Consider the following 14,050-nt stretch of genomic DNA (forward strand, 5'->3'; position numbering starts at 1 on the left):
GGGCTCCCTACTCCGCCATCGAATCGTTGGCGAGACTCTCGCGGGCTTTGGCGACGGCGGAGCTGCGCATGGTGCGGACGGCGTCGTTGATCTGGTCGATATCCACGATCCCCTGGTACACGCCGTGCGAATCCACGACGACGGTGACGCTGTACCGGGCGGCGATCAGCTCGTTGAGCGCGTCGCTGAGGGTGGCGCGGGCCTCCACGGTGGCTTCCGGGGCCATGCCGATCTCATCCAGCGGGCGGCCCTCTCCGCGCTGCAGGTCTTCGGCGCCGACCCAGCGGCGGGGCTTGCCTTCGCCGTCGAGCACCAACACTGCACTGAGTTCCGACTGCCGCAGTGCCGCCAGCACTTCTTCGTGGCTGGCCCACAACTGTACGGTGGGCCACTGCTTCAGTTCGATGTCGGCAACCCGGCTGAGGTTGAGCCGCTTCAGTGAGGCGCCGCGGCCGATAAAGTCTGCGACGAAGTCGTTGGCCGGGGCAGTCAGGATCTGCTCCGGGGTGTCGTACTGGGCGATATGGGAGGCGTCTTGCAGGATCGCAATCTTGTCCCCCATCTTGATGGCCTCGTCGATGTCGTGCGTGACGAACACAATGGTCTTACGGACCTCGGACTGCAGACGGAGGAATTCGTTCTGCAGCCGGTCGCGGGTGATCGGGTCGATGGCACCGAACGGCTCATCCATCAGCATTACCGCCGGATCCGCACCCAGAGCACGGGCGACGCCGACGCGCTGTTTCTGCCCGCCGGAGAGCTGCTTGGGGTACCGATTGCGGAACTGCGAGGGTTCCATGTTCACCATCTCCAGCAACTCATCCACGCGGGACGAGATCTTTTTCTGGTCCCAGCCGAGCAGCTTCGGCACCGTCCCGACGTTCTCGCCGATGGTTTGATGCGGGAAGAGGCCGACCTGCTGGATGACGTAGCCAATACGACGGCGGAGCTTGTCCGGGTCGCTCGAGGTGACGTCTTCGCCGTCGAGAATAATCCGTCCCGAGGTGGGCTCGATGATGCGGTTGATCATCTTCATGGTGGTGGTTTTGCCGCAGCCGGAAGGTCCGACCAAGACGACGATATTGCCTTCCGGGATGTCCAGGGTCAGGCTGTCGACAGCGTTCTTCTTCTGCCCGGGGAACTTCTTGGACAGCTCTTCGAGCCGGATCATCACCCGGCCACCTGAGTTGTTTCGGGGGTTCGCATTAGTGGCACTGGTCATCGGATTCCTTGGGAGGTCGAGATCTTGCGCAGCAGGTAGAAGGCAATGTCGAAAAGAACGGCGAGGATCATTACGCCGAGGGCGCCGGCGAGGACCATGTTGACGGCTACGGGGGTGCCGACTCTGGCCAGGCCTGTGAAGATCAGTTCGCCATAGCCGGGGCCGAGGACAATCGAACCGATCGCGGCGATGCCGAGCAACACCAGGGTGGTCACGCGAACGCCGGTGATGATCACCGGCCAAGCCATTGGCAGTTCGATCCGCAGCAGCCGCTGCCTGCGGCTCATGCCCATTCCGAGTGCGGATTCGACGATGGCCGGATCGACTTCGCGCAGGCCGGTTATCGTGTTCCGCACAACCGGCAGCAGCCCGTACATGGTCAGCGCCACCAGCACGGGCTTCCAACCCAGACCGAGGGGACCAATGAGCAGGATAAACAGGGCGAAGGAAGGAATCGTGAGGAACGAACCGGTGATGGCGAGGATCGCCTCACGAGGTTTCTCTTTGCGGTAGGTGGCAATTCCCAACAGGACGCCGATCACAGTGGCCGTTAGCACCGAGGCACCGACGATGGCGGCGTGTTCGAGCCCGAGCTCGAGCATGTCCTCTCTGCGCGCGACGAGGAATTCGAAAAAGTTCAAGCCCACTCCCCCTCCGAGTCGTTAACGTCACTATAAATGAGCAAGCCTTCTACATTGCCGGTATTCGGAAGGAATCGCCAAACCGTTATATTCGGCGATTCCGGGGAATTATGTGCTACCGATTGCAAAAATTGGATTAGGACCTGTGAGCGGCGCGGTACGCACCCGAAATGTGTTTTGGAACCCTCCCGCGATCCGATACGACGTAACCGTTGCGCTTCGCCCACGCGCGCACATCAGCGGTAGTAAACGCTCCGCGGATGGCCCTGGTGGAAGTCGCGCTGTTCCGGGAGGAGGACGTCTCCTTCCTCGCGGCTGCCTTCTTGCCGGACTTGTTCTTCGACGGATCGACATTCACCCACTTCTCGCCCTTACGGGGGCCAGGAGGGAGCCGATGCCCCTTGGGGACGGTGACCTCGCTGCCACCGCGCTTAGGCTGGTACTGGCCGGAGGTGGACGCCGGCGAACCGGGCTTTTGGGTAGGTTTCTTCGCAGCGGTTTTCTTGGCAGGTGCCTTCTTGTCAGGTGTCTTCTTGGCCGCAGGCTGCTTCTCCTGGGTCTTGTCCGCCGCTGACTCATTCGCTGAGTCCTGCGGCGCCTTTTGGGCAGTAGCCGGCACACGGCGAATTCTCTTCTCAGCGTCGGAGAATTCGCCCCTGATGATGCGGTTTACGATCTCGCGGGCTTCGGCCTCGTCGGCGTAGCCTTCGCCGCCGTCGGTAGCAACGACTTTGCCGTCGACCACCAACTCCCACGCCCACTTGCCGTCCTGACGGGTGTACAGACGCCGTATCGCCATGCTGTCTCCCTACTTTCCCTATGTACTGCGGTCTTGCATCTTGCGGGGTACCACTCACATCGAATTGCGCAACTATCTCTACTTCTTCGCCGTCCTCGCGGACTTCTTGCGACGAGGCGCTTCTTCCTCAGTCTGCTCTTCGTCGTCGCCGGACTCTTCGTCGTCGGCGGACTCTTCCTCGTCTTCAGGTACGCCCTCGGCTTCGCCTTCTTCTTCCCCTTCGCCGGATTCGTCGTCGGCAGGCTCCTCCTCGGCTTCGCCCTCTTCCTCGCCCTCATCGGACTCTTCGTCCTCGGGTTCTTCCTCGTCCTCGCCGGACTCTTCGTCGGCGGGCTCTTCCTCGTCTTCGGTTTCGCCCTCCCCCTCTGACTCCTCGTCTTCGTAATCCTCCTCCGCTGCGAAACGTTCGACGATGGCCTGCACGTCTTCGTTATTGACCGCCTCAAACAACTGTTCCCGGGCATCATCGGAGAGTTCGGACAGCCTCTCGCTGGCTGCAACGAACTCCTGCAGTCCTTCGCCCAGATCGCTGGGGCCCGCCGCTCCGTAGAGTACGGAGATCACGTCGCCAGCGGTGACCGCGAGGTCGAAATCTTCAGTACGCCCCAACAGGTACCCAGCCAGGACGGCGGCGGTGGTTCTATTCTCAATTGCCATGGTCTGTCTCTTTCGGTAGTGGTAGCACCATAGTAAGCCTGCTGTTGATTTTCGGGTATATTCGGTCCCGCTTGTTCCTGCAATTTGTGGTTCATGGCAGTATTTCTCTACAACATCGGCACGACATCCGCACGAGGTGAACCGGAGGAATGATGATCGGCGAGCAAAGAATCAGTGAGTATCTGGACCATACGGCCTCAGATTCACCGGCGCCCGGCGGCGGTGCCACCGCCGCACTTCAGCTGGCCCAGGCTGCGGCGCTGACCTGCATGTCCGCCCGGTTTACTACGGGCGCCAAATTCGACCAATACGCCCCGCTGGTCCAGCGGGTGCTCGCCGAAACCAAGCCTCTGATCACCGAATCCCTGAAAGTGGCTGACGCCGATGCCGCAGCCTTCGCGAAGGTCGCCGACTCTTACGGCATGCCCCACATCTCCGAATCGGAGAAGCACCAACGGACGCGGGCAATCCAGGAGTCGCTGGTGGCGGCCACCGAGCCTCCGAAGCAGCTGATTGGGCTGGCCCGGACCATCTCCCGCCTTGGAGAAATGCTGCTCGGTTGCGCCAACCCGAACATCCTCAGCGATATCGCGGCCGCCGCAGCTGCCGCCCGTGCCGCGGCCACGATCGCCCAGGCCACGCTGGAGATCAACCTGGTCAGCATCAAGGACGACCCGGCACGCCGGAGCATCGAGGATCATATCCGCGACGCCGGTGAGGTCATCGATTTCTGCGACGACCTCACCGAACGGATCCGCGCGGAGATCACTTCCTGACTCGTCAGTCTTCCCTTGCGGGCTTTTCGGGTTCTCCTTCTTCTTCTACTTCTTCTTCTGCTTCATCAGCCGGTTCTTCCACTTCCTCAGCCGGTTCTTCAGCCGGCTCAGCGGTGTCTTCGGTTTCCTCGTACTCTTCTTCAGCGGCCGGTTCTTCAGCAGTCTCGGCGTCGGCGTCGGCGTCCTCTTCGTACTCGTCAGCCTCGTCTTCGGCGGCGGCGCCCGGTTCTTCTTCCTCGTACTCTTCGCCCTCGCCGTCGTCCTCGTACTCCTGGTCCTCGTCTTCGGCGGCCTGGGCTTCCTCTTCTTCGACGACCTCCTCGTGCGTGCGGACAATCTCCTCATCACGGATTTCTCCGCGCCAGCCTTCGGCTGCATCCGGGTCGAGGATCGTCGTCGTCATCACGTGGCGGACATAGCGCTTCATCTCCACCCGCACCCGGCGACCGACGGCCCGCCAGATCTGGGCTGTCTTCTCGAACAGGCCCTGCGGGTAGTACTCGACGACGATGCAGATCTTCGTCAGCCGGGGACCGTACTCATGGAAGGTGACGCCGCCGTCGAGGTGTCCTTTCTGGCCAGTGGATGTCCAGATGATGCGGTCGTCCGGAACCATCTCCTTGATGGTGGACTCCCAGGTGCGGTGCGAGAGGAAGACCTGGCCCTTGAACGTGACCTTGCCTTCATCCTCGGCATGTTCGACGTTCTCGACCTTCTTCATGAAGTCCGACCAGTCTTCAAACTGAGTCCACTGGTTATAGGCGACGGTGACCGGCACGCCGACGTCGATCCATTCAACGATATTGACGAGCTTCTGGCTCTTGCTGCCGCTGCCGCCGCCACCGGTAAAGGCGTCCTTCACCTTGTCCTTGAGACCGGAGAAGAACCCACCACCAGAGTCATTGTCGGAATTCTCGTCCTCATTCTCATCGGCGTCCGCGGCGTCGACGTCCTCGTCAGAGGCCTCCTCTTCGTCATCCGAGGATTTGCCGTTGGCGTAGTCCGTCATCTTGCCGGTCAGGTCATCTACCTTGCCGGAGGCCTTGCCCAATGTGCTGCTGATTAACGTTTTGCCGTAGTCGGCTGCTGTGTCTTTGAGACTGTCGAGCGGAAGTTTATCCGCGAGTGAGTCGGAACTGGCTTTATACATGACATCTGCTCCTTAGTTGGACGACGACTTGCCGTTGGTGGTTTTGCCGGACGTGGCCATTTCGGCATCCTCGGGACTCTCATCGACGGCCTGCTGACCGTCGTCGTCGTGGTCCGAAGACTCCTGTGACGAGTTCAACTGCTGGGTGCGGTTCTGCAAATTGGCATTGACGGATTCGATGCCCTTTGTTGCGCCGGCCATGGCAGCACCCTTGGCAGCATCGGCGAGCTTGCCGGTGATCTGTTCCCTCAGCTTCCTCACCTCGGGGGATGACTTGGCCAGTTCGTTCATCTGGCTCATCAGACCGCCCTTGCTACTGCTGAGTTGCTTTCCGCCAATAAGGCCAGCGACGGTGAGCGCCAACTTTGCCTTTTTCGTACGGCCCAGCAGGTACCCACCAAACAGGATTGCTGTCAGTTTTGCTTTCTCATCCATACAGTTCCTCTCCGATCCATCCGCACATGTGAACCCTCCTCTTCGGACTCACACCAAGCATGCTTAGCATTATCGTGTCACAGAAAAATAACATCAAATGCGAATCTCCGTTTGTGACGGGCCGGCGGTACAGCCTTTCTGGCTTTGAATGGCATTTTTCAGAAGGCGGCTCATTGCAGGCGGCGCCGTACCCGCCTCCCACTATTTACTGGAGGTCGCGTGTCTTCAGGGTGTCGCGGAGGTAACGCAGAACTCGATAGGCCCGGTAGTGTCCATGCCGGACTGGCACGTCCCAAGTGCCGCTGAGGTCGACGTCGTAGCCGCCGAATGACCGCTTGAAAGCGGTGAAGCCGGCCCAGGGATGCACGGGTGAATCCGTGGGTGCGATGCCGAACAAATCGGCGACTTGTTGTCCACGACGGGAGGCATCGAGAATTGCCTGCACAATCATCGGTTGATTCGGTCTGAGTTTGCGAACGCCGTCCTTCATTCCCGCATGAGCGAAAATGCGGGTTGTCGGGGAATCGTAGACCAGAGCGGCGCAAACCGGCTGCCGCTCATGATGGGCCATATAGAGTGTGGCGGCGCCTGCTGGCATCAGGACTTGTGCGGCCTGGCGCAAGTAATCGGCGTCGTGTGGCGTGAATCCGCTTCTCACGGCGGAGGCACCGTTGAGGTCAATGAGCGTTTCGATATCTTCCGGGCGCCGGGTGGCCGATATTTCCAGGCCCTTCTTCCCGTGCTGGCGCCATAAAGTCCTATCGGTCCCTGTCATGCCCGCGAGTATGTCGTCTTGGCTCAGGCGGGTGTCGATCCACCGGCTGCGGCGTGGTTGGATGTCGCACGGAGCTTCAACGATACGGTTCCGGTGCACGCTTGAGCCGATGCCTGGGAGGCATGCAGGAGTCTGTCCTCCTGTCGCGGAGGTCCGGGCGGCGGCGACGATCGGTTCCATGCGGAGCCACTTGATGCGCTCCCGGCGTGCGGCCCCTACCAGAGTCGATATCGCTGTATCGAGCTGCGCCGCATCCTCGACCAGCGGCCCGTACGGTAAATACCAATGTGGGCCAAACCTGCTGGGGGTTTCGACGACGAGTCCGGACCAACCTTCGCCTGCGAATCGGTATGTTGACCGGCCCAGTGCTCGTTGAAATGTTTGCCAGTGATTGCCCTGAAGGACGGATTGAGGCCCGACGGTACCGTCAATGCTCAGGTTAGCTATCAACGGCGGCAACGGTTCGACGTCGTACTCATTGAACAAGGACATGGTCTAATCCCCCGGGTCTTCCGAAAGCTTCACCCTTCTGAGCCCTTGCTGCGCAAACAGCGATGGCCATAGCACACGTTACCACTCGACACAAATCAGACCATGGATTGGGCACCGCGCATCCAGATTAGGGCTGTTTCGTCCTACTCTACTGAGCACCCCCCCCCCTTACTACGTTAAGGTAATGAAGCGTGGGCTATTACGAATACGTAATGGTTATACTATTACTACGAACACGTAATCAAAGGAGGGCACCATACACGGCATAATGCGCAGCAGCGCCGATCTTGGACTCCTTATTCATGCCATCCGCGTTAGGCATGGTCTCAGCCAGGCCGATCTCGCGGCGCGTTTGGGAGTAAGCCAAAGATACTTATCGGAGTTGGAAACCGGCAAACCGAAGGTTCTCAACGAAAAGTTCTTCGATGTTCTCCGGGACCTGGGCATTGTGCTGTCCTTTCGGGAGACTGCTGATGAGTGATCCGTTGGAAGTCCACCTGTACGGCGCCGTCGTCGGCTATCTGCATCGCGCCGGTGCGGACACCGTGGATTTCGCGTCGGACGACACGGCGATTAGGCGGTTTGGTCTGGCATCACCCATCCTCTCGGCTTCGCTGCCATTGAGCGTACGCCGCTCTGGTCAGCAGGCAGCCACAGCTTTTTTTGGTGGGCTGTTTCCCGAGGGCCGCCGGTTGACTAATCTCGCCAAACAGGCTGGATGCCACCGGTACGACGTATTCAGCCTCATCGAATATGCCGGCCGCGATGTGGCGGGGGCTGTCCAGGTCGGGGCCGGTGATGAGATCGCCAACGAAGAATACGACGAACTCGGCGAGGAGGAAATCGCCCAACGGCTGGATAGGGTCAACGATTACGCCCTGGGCTCGGTGGGCGGAGGAGGGTCCCTGGCTGGATACCAGCCCAAAACCACCCTGGCATGGCGAAACGGGAGGTGGCACGCCGGAATCAATGGTGCACCATCGACACACATTCTCAAACCGATAGCACCGGGTTCGGAACAAACCCTTCACACGGAGGCATATACACTTACCCTTTCCCGGAAGCTTAATCTAAGTGAATTCGACAGCAGGATTGAATTGTTCAGCGGCCGTCCGGTTCTAGTCATCGAGCGCTACGACCGGACGATCCTGCGGGATGGAACCGTACGCCGAATCCATCAGGAAGACGCCGCCCAGGCACTTGGATTGCCCTGGGACACTGACGCGAAATTTGAGGCCGTGGACGGCCGGGCAAAACTGCGTAACGTGGCGCGGCTCCTTCCGGCACGAAAAACAGTCTTCGATAGCGGCCGGGACGACCGTGAAGGACTGCTCGCCTATACCACCTTCAATGTGGCGGTAGGTAATACTGACGCGCACGCAAAGAACTTTTCCACTCTTCATCACGAGGATGGGCAGGTGGAGTTAGCTCCGCTCTACGATATTTCGACACACGCGATGATGCCGGGCGGCAACCAGAACATGTCCATGCGGGTGAACGGGAACGTGTATCAGCCGGACATCACCCGCGATAACCTCATCGCGGAGGCCGGAATGTGGGGGTTGCCCACGGGGCGCTCGAAGAAAGTCATCAATGAAACTCTCGAACGACTCCGGTATGCAGTCGAGGACACCGAACCCGGTGCGGCCGGTGAGCGGGTCGGACTCTACATCGCAGCACAAGCGCAGAATCTGCTCGATGGACAACGGGCAGCTGTCAGCAGTACCGGCCCGGTCAGCATCGCGGCAATCGAGCCGCCACAGTGTATGCCGTCGAGGTAACTCGGTCAGAGGCTGGGCGCCCGACCCGCTCATGCCGCTTCTTCGGCCCTACACACGCTCTAAACGTTCGTTATGCTTTCGTTATCTATCCTCGTCGTCCTGTTCGAAAAATGTCAGTGGCGGCTGGTCTACTGAAGGTATGGCATTTGAAGGAGCTTCGGGACCCGGCGGCGCTAACGCTTCGCACGGTGACGGCCCATACCGTGATGGGCCCGATGGCGGCGCGCCGGGTTATGCTGCTCCGGCACTGCCAGCGTTGGCCGGCCCGCTCGGTGACGTCGAGGTGGACGCGTTGTCGTTCGGGGAGGCGGCCCGGGTGCTGCACGCGGCCGGACAACTCGCCTCATGGCTGGAGGCCTTCACCGCGAAGGTCACTGTCCGGCTCTCGAACACTGCCCCGTCGGTGGTGCCGGCGCAGGATCCGGCCGGGCCGAACCGGAGCGAGGAAGGCCTTGCCCAGATGTGCGCAGAGGAGGAGATCAGCGGGGCGCTGACCGTCGCCGACTCCGAGGCACAACGGCTGATCGGCGCCAGCACCCAACTGGTGGAGGAATTTCCCGCGACGCTGGCCCGGCTCGAGGCCGGGGCGCTGAATCGGCAGCAGGCCGCAGCGATCATCGGCCAGGGCCAATCCGTGCCCGAGCACGGGCGTAAAGCCTTCGAAGCGGAGCTGCTCGAGGCGGCCGGCCGGAGTCAGTTGCCGGGGCCGAAGCTGAACGGCCGGGCCCGCCGTTTGCGGGAACGGATGCACCCGGAATCAGGTAAGCGCCGTCGGCAGAAAGCAGTCGCCGACCGGCGGGCCTACTTCCAGCCCGCCGAGGACGGCATGGCCTGGTTCGGCGCGTACCTGCCCGCCGAAGCCGCCGTCGCCGCGTACAACCGGGTCACTGCCGCCGCCAGGGCACTGCAGGGCCCCGACGAGGCCCGCACCCCTCACCCAGCTCCGCGCCGACGTCACTGCGCACCTGCTCCTCGCTGCAGGCTTCATCCCCGACACCGACAATCCCAACGGCACCATGAACGCCGGTTCCGGCGCTCACGGCAGTGAAGCCGACGGTGCCGGCGTGACCCCGGACGGCGGCGCAGTGCCGGAGCGGCCGATGCCGCACTTCGAACACATTAAGGCCGAGGTGTTCGTCACCGTGCCCGTGATGACTCTGCTGGGACTGTCCGATGAGCCGGCTGAGGTGGAAGGTTACGGTCCCATGGACGATGAAACCGCTCGAAAACTATGCGCGGGGGCGTCCTCATTCAAGCGGATCCTTACCCATCCCGAAACCGGGGCGATGATCTCCTTCGGCCGAACCACCTATAAGGTCCCCGCGGATTTGAAACGGATGATCAATATCCGCGACCGATGTTGCCGCGCCCCCGGTTGTAACCGGTCCGCCCGGTTCACCGAACTCGACCACACCAAGCCTTGGGCCGAAGGCGGCACCACCGACTACGACAGCCTCAAGGGCTACTGCAAACGCTGCCACCTGCTCAAAACCGCCTGCGGATGGGACGACAAACAAAAACCCGACGGCGTCATCGAATGGACCTCACCGGCAGGACTGACCTATAGATCCGAACCCGAAGGACCCGTCCTCACCAGCCGCGACGACGCCGGCCGCTACAAGAACACCAGTCAGGGCCACCACTTCGACCCCTGGGACCCACCAGCAGTAAAAGAGGAAACAACCCAAACCAGCAACCCGAACGAACAAGAAGAACCGCCGCCATTCTGAAGCGCCGCCCTATACATCGCCAGCGGCAGAAAAGCCGCCCTGCCGGACCGATTATCCAGGCAGGGACTGTATGGAAACGCTATTCAGGCCAGGCGGAGTTCTGAATGATCTCCACGAAATCCGTGCGTTGGAAACCGGGACTAAAGTGTGCGAGCACGTCGGCATTCACGTTGCCGAAGGTGGTCTCCGGGCGGTGCTTGTTGCCCTCCGTGAAAGCTTCCAGGATCCGCTCCTTGAAGTTGGGCCGCGGGTGCGCCGCGGTGACGGCTTCGATGTTGGACTCGTCGAGTTCCTGATAGCCCAGCCCCAGCACGTCGGTCTCTACGCCGGCAGTGACCAGCGCGATTTCCGGATCCATGAATTCGGGTACGCCTGGAGTGGTGTGAAGTGCGATGGCGGTCCATACCTTGGCGGCGTCAGCTTCCGAACGGCCCTGATCCAGGAGGAACGATTTGGCCGCGTTGGCGCCGTCAACCTCGAAGCGCAATTTGTCCGTGCTGTACCTGTCCGTCAGGCCCAGGTCATGGAAGAGCGCGCCCACATAGAGCAGCTCGTCGTCGACTTTGAGTCCGAGGCGCCGGCCCTGAAGCGCACCGAAGAGGAACACCCGCCGGGAATGGTCGAACAATAGGTCGTCGGTGGTTTCACGCACCAAATCCGTGGCGTTTCGGACGAGTTGGGTGTCCGGAACCGTAATGCCTGCAATAACTTCGGCCATGAACATCTCCTTGTGTTGGAGGCACGGGAATGTACCTTCTTCCCATCCTGTCCCAGAGCGCACGGGGTCTGCCCCCTCGCCAAGGACGGCTTTCCCTCGGATTCGGCCGTGGCACCGGGTGGAGCCGTGACCTCGGGTGGAGCCGTGACCTCGGATTCGGCCGGGACAATGGGTGGATTCAACCGCTTCTCGCAGTGGACCGGAAACGTTGCTGGTATTTCGACGGCGGCACGCCGATCCTTGCGATGAACGTCCGCCGGAGGGCTTCGGAGTTACCGAACCCGGACCGTTCGGCCGCCGCCGTGACGCTGTAGCCGGAATCCAGCAGGGCCTTGGCAGTGTCGAAGCGGACGAGTTCCACATATTTGGAGGGCGTGGTCAGCAGTTCCTCCCGGAAGAGCCGCGTCAGGTGCCGGACGCTCAGGTTGGCGTTGCGGGCAAGAACCGGAACGGAATGAACCGCTGCTGGATCGGCCCGTATGGCGTCGAGCACGGGGCGCAATGGCGAGGACCTGGGCGGGTCGCCTTGCAGCGGGGCCGAAAATTGGGACTGACCGCCGGACCTTTGCATGTACACCACCAGCGAGCGTGCAACAGCACGTGCCAGCTCAGGGCCGTGGTCGTCTTCAATCAGCGCCAGGGCAAGGTCGATTCCCGCGGTGACGCCGGCCGAGGTGTGAATCCGACCGTCACTGACAAAGATGGCGTCCGGTTCCACCTGCGTCGCCGGGTAACGTCGAGCCAATTCCTGGGTGTGTTTCCAATGTGTCGTGGCTCGACGGCCGTCGAGCAATCCCGCGGCGGCCAGCACGAAGGCGCCCGTGCAGATCGAGGTCATCCGTTCAGTGCTCCCGGCCAGATAAGTGGCCGCAGCGACCAGGTCATCGGGAACCGGCGATCTGGCCAGGGTGTCTCCGCCGGCCACCAGGATGGTGTGAAAGTCCGTTGCTTCGTTGGCTGCGGCGTCAACCGCCACCTTCATACCCACTGAAGATACGACGTCGTTCCCCTCCGGAGATAGGAAAACGAGTTGGTAGTCGGCGCCGAGCAGATTCGCCTCTGCGAAAGCTTCCGCCGGGCCGGCAATATCGAGCAGCTTCACGCCATCGAAGACCAGGACACCCACACGGACAAGGTTGCTCTGACGTGCCTTTGCCATGTGGCCATTCCATCATGAGCCTGAGCGGTCAGCGGTCGATGTGTACCAACTCATCTCGTCGTCGCTTCTCTAGCCAATCTCACGGCGGTGTCTGCCATCTCATCGGAAAGTTTCATGACATCCCACATACCAGCCAGTCTCTTGTCGTGGCTGAAGGCGGTAATGCGGCTTCCGGGTTCCGCCTCCTCGACGAAGAAGTGCGCCGATGGAGGTATCTTTATGTGTTCGACAGCTTCCTTTCGCCGCCAGTCTGCTGCCGTCCACTCCTTGCCCATTTCCACCCACACAGTGTCGTTGACCGATCTCGCGGACACTCCTTTGCCATTGAACTGGGTGAGCAAAGTGTCGAGAGCCTCCTGCCTGGTCTTCGCCGATTCCCAAGTTTTCTCCTGCGAAAAGCGTTGGGTTGCAGTCTTGCGCATGACGTCGACCGGCAAACGAACGGGACGTCTTCGCATTGCACCTTGAGTAAAAAGAAACCACAGCGCAAAAGTAGCCGTATAGAGATATATGTTGGGCAGGTTGCTGAGAAAGAGTCCTTCGCCCGCTCTAGACGCGAAGAAAATGACGGCGAACCAGCCCGCCACAGCTGCAAGCACTGCAACTGTCTTTCGCCGCGGACTGTTGAAGTAGAGCAGGAGGCGTTGGCCTCGGGTCAACGATGAGTCCGACGGCGGGTTCCCGGCATACCCATCCGGCTGGTTCAGACCCATGCCACAGAGTCTCCCATGACGGCCGCCGCAACTGTAGACGCTGGGAGGTGGAGGTTTCCGCTGGACTCTGGAAAGTCGCCGTGTATGACTGTAGCGTTTTCCTCATCACACCGGCGCCTCTTTGCGGCTGGAACAGCGGTTTAAAAGACGGGACTGATCCACATGAGACGCAATACCGGTACCTGCGCGATGTTGCTGACCCTCGGGGCATTTCTGGCCGGATGTGGAGGCGGATCCACGCCAGGAACGTCCACCGAGCCAACGACGGAAGCCGGGTCGCCGTCGTCGTCGGCCTCGCCTGCGGACACAGCGGGAGCCAAGGACTACACCAACGCCGAGCTCAGGAAGCTGATCTCGACGATGAAAGATGTCCAGGGTCAGGATCTCACTGTTGTCCCCGCCGACCAGCTGGATCAGGCTCTTGCCGTGACGGAGAACCTGCTGGCGAAAGCAACGATCACCCCTGAAGCATGCAGCGTCTTCGCCACGGAAAGCACGCAGGTGCCGGCGGGAAGCTCCTACGCGGCTGGAGCCAGCCAATCGGCGCAGCAGAAAACCCTCACCACCATTACCCTGATTGCTGTTCAGGACCCGCAAGTTCTAGCGGAGGAACTGCAGCAATCTGAACAGGCTGTGGACCAGTGTTCGAGCTTCACAACCAAGGTCGACGGGCAAACGATCAAAAGCACAATCGAACCCATGGACGTGCAGACCGACGGCGAGAACTCCTTCGGTTCGGTCGTCACCCAGACTCTTCCCAACGGCAAGTCCCAGACCTTGATGTCCGTTGCAGGAACCGAAGGCGTCCTGGCCGCGACAGCCGTGAAGATCGGAACAGATTTACCGGCCGGGACAGAGTCCGAACTCGTTCAGCTCGTCAACGACGCACTGGCCAAAGGGTAACCACGCTGCACTGGATTCCGATACGACTTTCGACAAGGAGGCATCGTTATCGACCGAAGGCGTGATCCTTGATGAAACTGCGCCGTCCTGCCATTCATA

General features: G+C 61.0%; 16 protein-coding genes. 6 read left to right on the plus strand and 10 right to left on the minus strand.

All coding sequences use genetic code 11. From position 1 onward, the window contains the following. Positions 1-7 precede the first annotated feature (7 nt). The 4 genes from ACX80B_RS01555 to ACX80B_RS01570 all read right to left on the minus strand — a co-directional run bounded on the left by ACX80B_RS01555 (position 8) and on the right by ACX80B_RS01570 (position 3,319). Positions 8-1,222, minus strand: coding sequence for a betaine/proline/choline family ABC transporter ATP-binding protein (locus ACX80B_RS01555; RefSeq protein ID WP_459292323.1), 1,215 nt, complete (start codon positions 1,220-1,222; stop codon positions 8-10). After that, positions 1,219-1,863: an ABC transporter permease gene (locus tag ACX80B_RS01560; RefSeq protein ID WP_459292325.1), complete on the minus strand. Its 645-nt coding sequence runs from the start codon at positions 1,861-1,863 to the stop codon at positions 1,219-1,221. The genes ACX80B_RS01555 and ACX80B_RS01560 overlap by 4 nt, the downstream gene beginning before the upstream one ends. A gap of 136 nt (positions 1,864-1,999) precedes the next feature. Beyond that, positions 2,000-2,662 carry an Lsr2 family DNA-binding protein gene (locus ACX80B_RS01565; RefSeq protein WP_459292327.1) on the minus strand — a complete coding sequence of 221 codons (663 nt, stop codon included), beginning with the start codon at positions 2,660-2,662 and terminating at the stop codon, positions 2,000-2,002. A 78-nt stretch (positions 2,663-2,740) separates the two neighbouring features. Further along, positions 2,741-3,319, minus strand: a complete 579-nt coding sequence (locus ACX80B_RS01570) for a hypothetical protein (RefSeq protein WP_459292329.1) — start codon at positions 3,317-3,319, stop codon at positions 2,741-2,743. Between the two features lie 149 nt (positions 3,320-3,468). On the opposite strand from ACX80B_RS01570, the gene ACX80B_RS01575 reads away from it, so the two are divergent. Continuing rightward, entirely contained in the window at positions 3,469-4,095 is a 627-nt protein-coding gene (locus tag ACX80B_RS01575) for a cyclodeaminase/cyclohydrolase family protein (protein ID WP_459292331.1), read from the plus strand. A gap of 4 nt (positions 4,096-4,099) precedes the next feature. Here the strand turns inward: ACX80B_RS01575 and ACX80B_RS01580 are convergent, their stop codons facing one another. From ACX80B_RS01580 to ACX80B_RS01590, 3 genes are all read right to left on the minus strand, one after another. Next, complete coding sequence (locus tag ACX80B_RS01580) at positions 4,100-5,245, minus strand: SRPBCC family protein (RefSeq protein WP_459292333.1); 1,146 nt, start codon at positions 5,243-5,245, stop codon at positions 4,100-4,102. A gap of 12 nt (positions 5,246-5,257) precedes the next feature. After that, on the minus strand, positions 5,258-5,680 hold the full coding sequence (locus ACX80B_RS01585) for a hypothetical protein (protein ID WP_459292335.1): 423 nt from the start codon (positions 5,678-5,680) through the stop codon (positions 5,258-5,260). 205 nt (positions 5,681-5,885) lie between these two features. Next, positions 5,886-6,947: a lipid II:glycine glycyltransferase FemX gene (locus tag ACX80B_RS01590; protein ID WP_459292337.1), complete on the minus strand. Its 1,062-nt coding sequence runs from the start codon at positions 6,945-6,947 to the stop codon at positions 5,886-5,888. A 268-nt stretch (positions 6,948-7,215) separates the two neighbouring features. Between ACX80B_RS01590 and ACX80B_RS01595 the strand changes: the two genes are divergently transcribed. The 4 genes from ACX80B_RS01595 to ACX80B_RS01610 all read left to right on the plus strand — a co-directional run bounded on the left by ACX80B_RS01595 (position 7,216) and on the right by ACX80B_RS01610 (position 10,458). Beyond that, positions 7,216-7,428 (plus strand): helix-turn-helix domain-containing protein, encoded by a 213-nt coding sequence (locus tag ACX80B_RS01595; RefSeq protein ID WP_459292339.1) that lies wholly within the window; start codon positions 7,216-7,218, stop codon positions 7,426-7,428. Continuing rightward, positions 7,421-8,728: a HipA domain-containing protein gene (locus ACX80B_RS01600; RefSeq protein ID WP_459292341.1), complete on the plus strand. Its 1,308-nt coding sequence runs from the start codon at positions 7,421-7,423 to the stop codon at positions 8,726-8,728. Before ACX80B_RS01595 ends, ACX80B_RS01600 begins: the two co-directional genes overlap by 8 nt. Before the next feature lie 139 nt (positions 8,729-8,867). Further along, on the plus strand, positions 8,868-9,776 hold the full coding sequence (locus ACX80B_RS01605; protein WP_459292343.1) for a DUF222 domain-containing protein: 909 nt from the start codon (positions 8,868-8,870) through the stop codon (positions 9,774-9,776). Then, positions 9,745-10,458: an HNH endonuclease signature motif containing protein gene (locus tag ACX80B_RS01610; RefSeq protein ID WP_459292345.1), complete on the plus strand. Its 714-nt coding sequence runs from the start codon at positions 9,745-9,747 to the stop codon at positions 10,456-10,458. Before ACX80B_RS01605 ends, ACX80B_RS01610 begins: the two co-directional genes overlap by 32 nt. 79 nt (positions 10,459-10,537) lie before the next feature. Here ACX80B_RS01610 and ACX80B_RS01615 read toward each other — a convergent pair whose 3' ends face one another. From ACX80B_RS01615 to ACX80B_RS01625, 3 genes are all read right to left on the minus strand, one after another. Continuing rightward, positions 10,538-11,176: an HD domain-containing protein gene (locus ACX80B_RS01615; protein WP_459292347.1), complete on the minus strand. Its 639-nt coding sequence runs from the start codon at positions 11,174-11,176 to the stop codon at positions 10,538-10,540. Between the two features lie 178 nt (positions 11,177-11,354). After that, positions 11,355-12,335 carry a GlxA family transcriptional regulator gene (locus ACX80B_RS01620; RefSeq protein WP_459292349.1) on the minus strand — a complete coding sequence of 327 codons (981 nt, stop codon included), beginning with the start codon at positions 12,333-12,335 and terminating at the stop codon, positions 11,355-11,357. A gap of 50 nt (positions 12,336-12,385) precedes the next feature. Further along, a complete protein-coding gene (locus ACX80B_RS01625; RefSeq protein ID WP_459292351.1) occupies positions 12,386-12,934 on the minus strand; it encodes a hypothetical protein in 549 nt (182 codons plus the stop codon). Positions 12,935-13,210: 276 nt separating this feature from the next. On the opposite strand from ACX80B_RS01625, the gene ACX80B_RS01630 reads away from it, so the two are divergent. Beyond that, a complete protein-coding gene (locus ACX80B_RS01630; RefSeq protein WP_459292353.1) occupies positions 13,211-13,951 on the plus strand; it encodes a hypothetical protein in 741 nt (246 codons plus the stop codon). The last annotated feature ends 99 nt before the right edge of the window (positions 13,952-14,050 follow it).

This window comes from Arthrobacter monumenti, from assembly GCF_054511255.1.

What these genes read in the sequence shown, in the direction of transcription:
- ACX80B_RS01590 (WP_459292337.1), bottom strand. Translation starts at nt 6,947, where the DNA reads ATGTCCTTGTTCAATGAGTACGACGTCGAACCGTTGCCGCCGTTGATA.
- ACX80B_RS01595 (WP_459292339.1), top strand. Translation starts at nt 7,216, where the DNA reads ATGCGCAGCAGCGCCGATCTTGGACTCCTTATTCATGCCATCCGCGTT.
- ACX80B_RS01630 (WP_459292353.1), top strand. Translation starts at nt 13,211, where the DNA reads ATGAGACGCAATACCGGTACCTGCGCGATGTTGCTGACCCTCGGGGCA.
- ACX80B_RS01580 (WP_459292333.1), bottom strand. Translation starts at nt 5,245, where the DNA reads ATGTATAAAGCCAGTTCCGACTCACTCGCGGATAAACTTCCGCTCGAC.
- ACX80B_RS01555 (WP_459292323.1), bottom strand. Translation starts at nt 1,222, where the DNA reads ATGACCAGTGCCACTAATGCGAACCCCCGAAACAACTCAGGTGGCCGG.
- ACX80B_RS01565 (WP_459292327.1), bottom strand. Translation starts at nt 2,662, where the DNA reads ATGGCGATACGGCGTCTGTACACCCGTCAGGACGGCAAGTGGGCGTGG.
- ACX80B_RS01600 (WP_459292341.1), top strand. Translation starts at nt 7,421, where the DNA reads ATGAGTGATCCGTTGGAAGTCCACCTGTACGGCGCCGTCGTCGGCTAT.
- ACX80B_RS01610 (WP_459292345.1), top strand. Translation starts at nt 9,745, where the DNA reads ATGAACGCCGGTTCCGGCGCTCACGGCAGTGAAGCCGACGGTGCCGGC.
- ACX80B_RS01585 (WP_459292335.1), bottom strand. Translation starts at nt 5,680, where the DNA reads ATGGATGAGAAAGCAAAACTGACAGCAATCCTGTTTGGTGGGTACCTG.
- ACX80B_RS01615 (WP_459292347.1), bottom strand. Translation starts at nt 11,176, where the DNA reads ATGGCCGAAGTTATTGCAGGCATTACGGTTCCGGACACCCAACTCGTC.
- ACX80B_RS01570 (WP_459292329.1), bottom strand. Translation starts at nt 3,319, where the DNA reads ATGGCAATTGAGAATAGAACCACCGCCGCCGTCCTGGCTGGGTACCTG.
- ACX80B_RS01620 (WP_459292349.1), bottom strand. Translation starts at nt 12,335, where the DNA reads ATGGCAAAGGCACGTCAGAGCAACCTTGTCCGTGTGGGTGTCCTGGTC.
- ACX80B_RS01605 (WP_459292343.1), top strand. Translation starts at nt 8,868, where the DNA reads ATGGCATTTGAAGGAGCTTCGGGACCCGGCGGCGCTAACGCTTCGCAC.
- ACX80B_RS01575 (WP_459292331.1), top strand. Translation starts at nt 3,469, where the DNA reads ATGATGATCGGCGAGCAAAGAATCAGTGAGTATCTGGACCATACGGCC.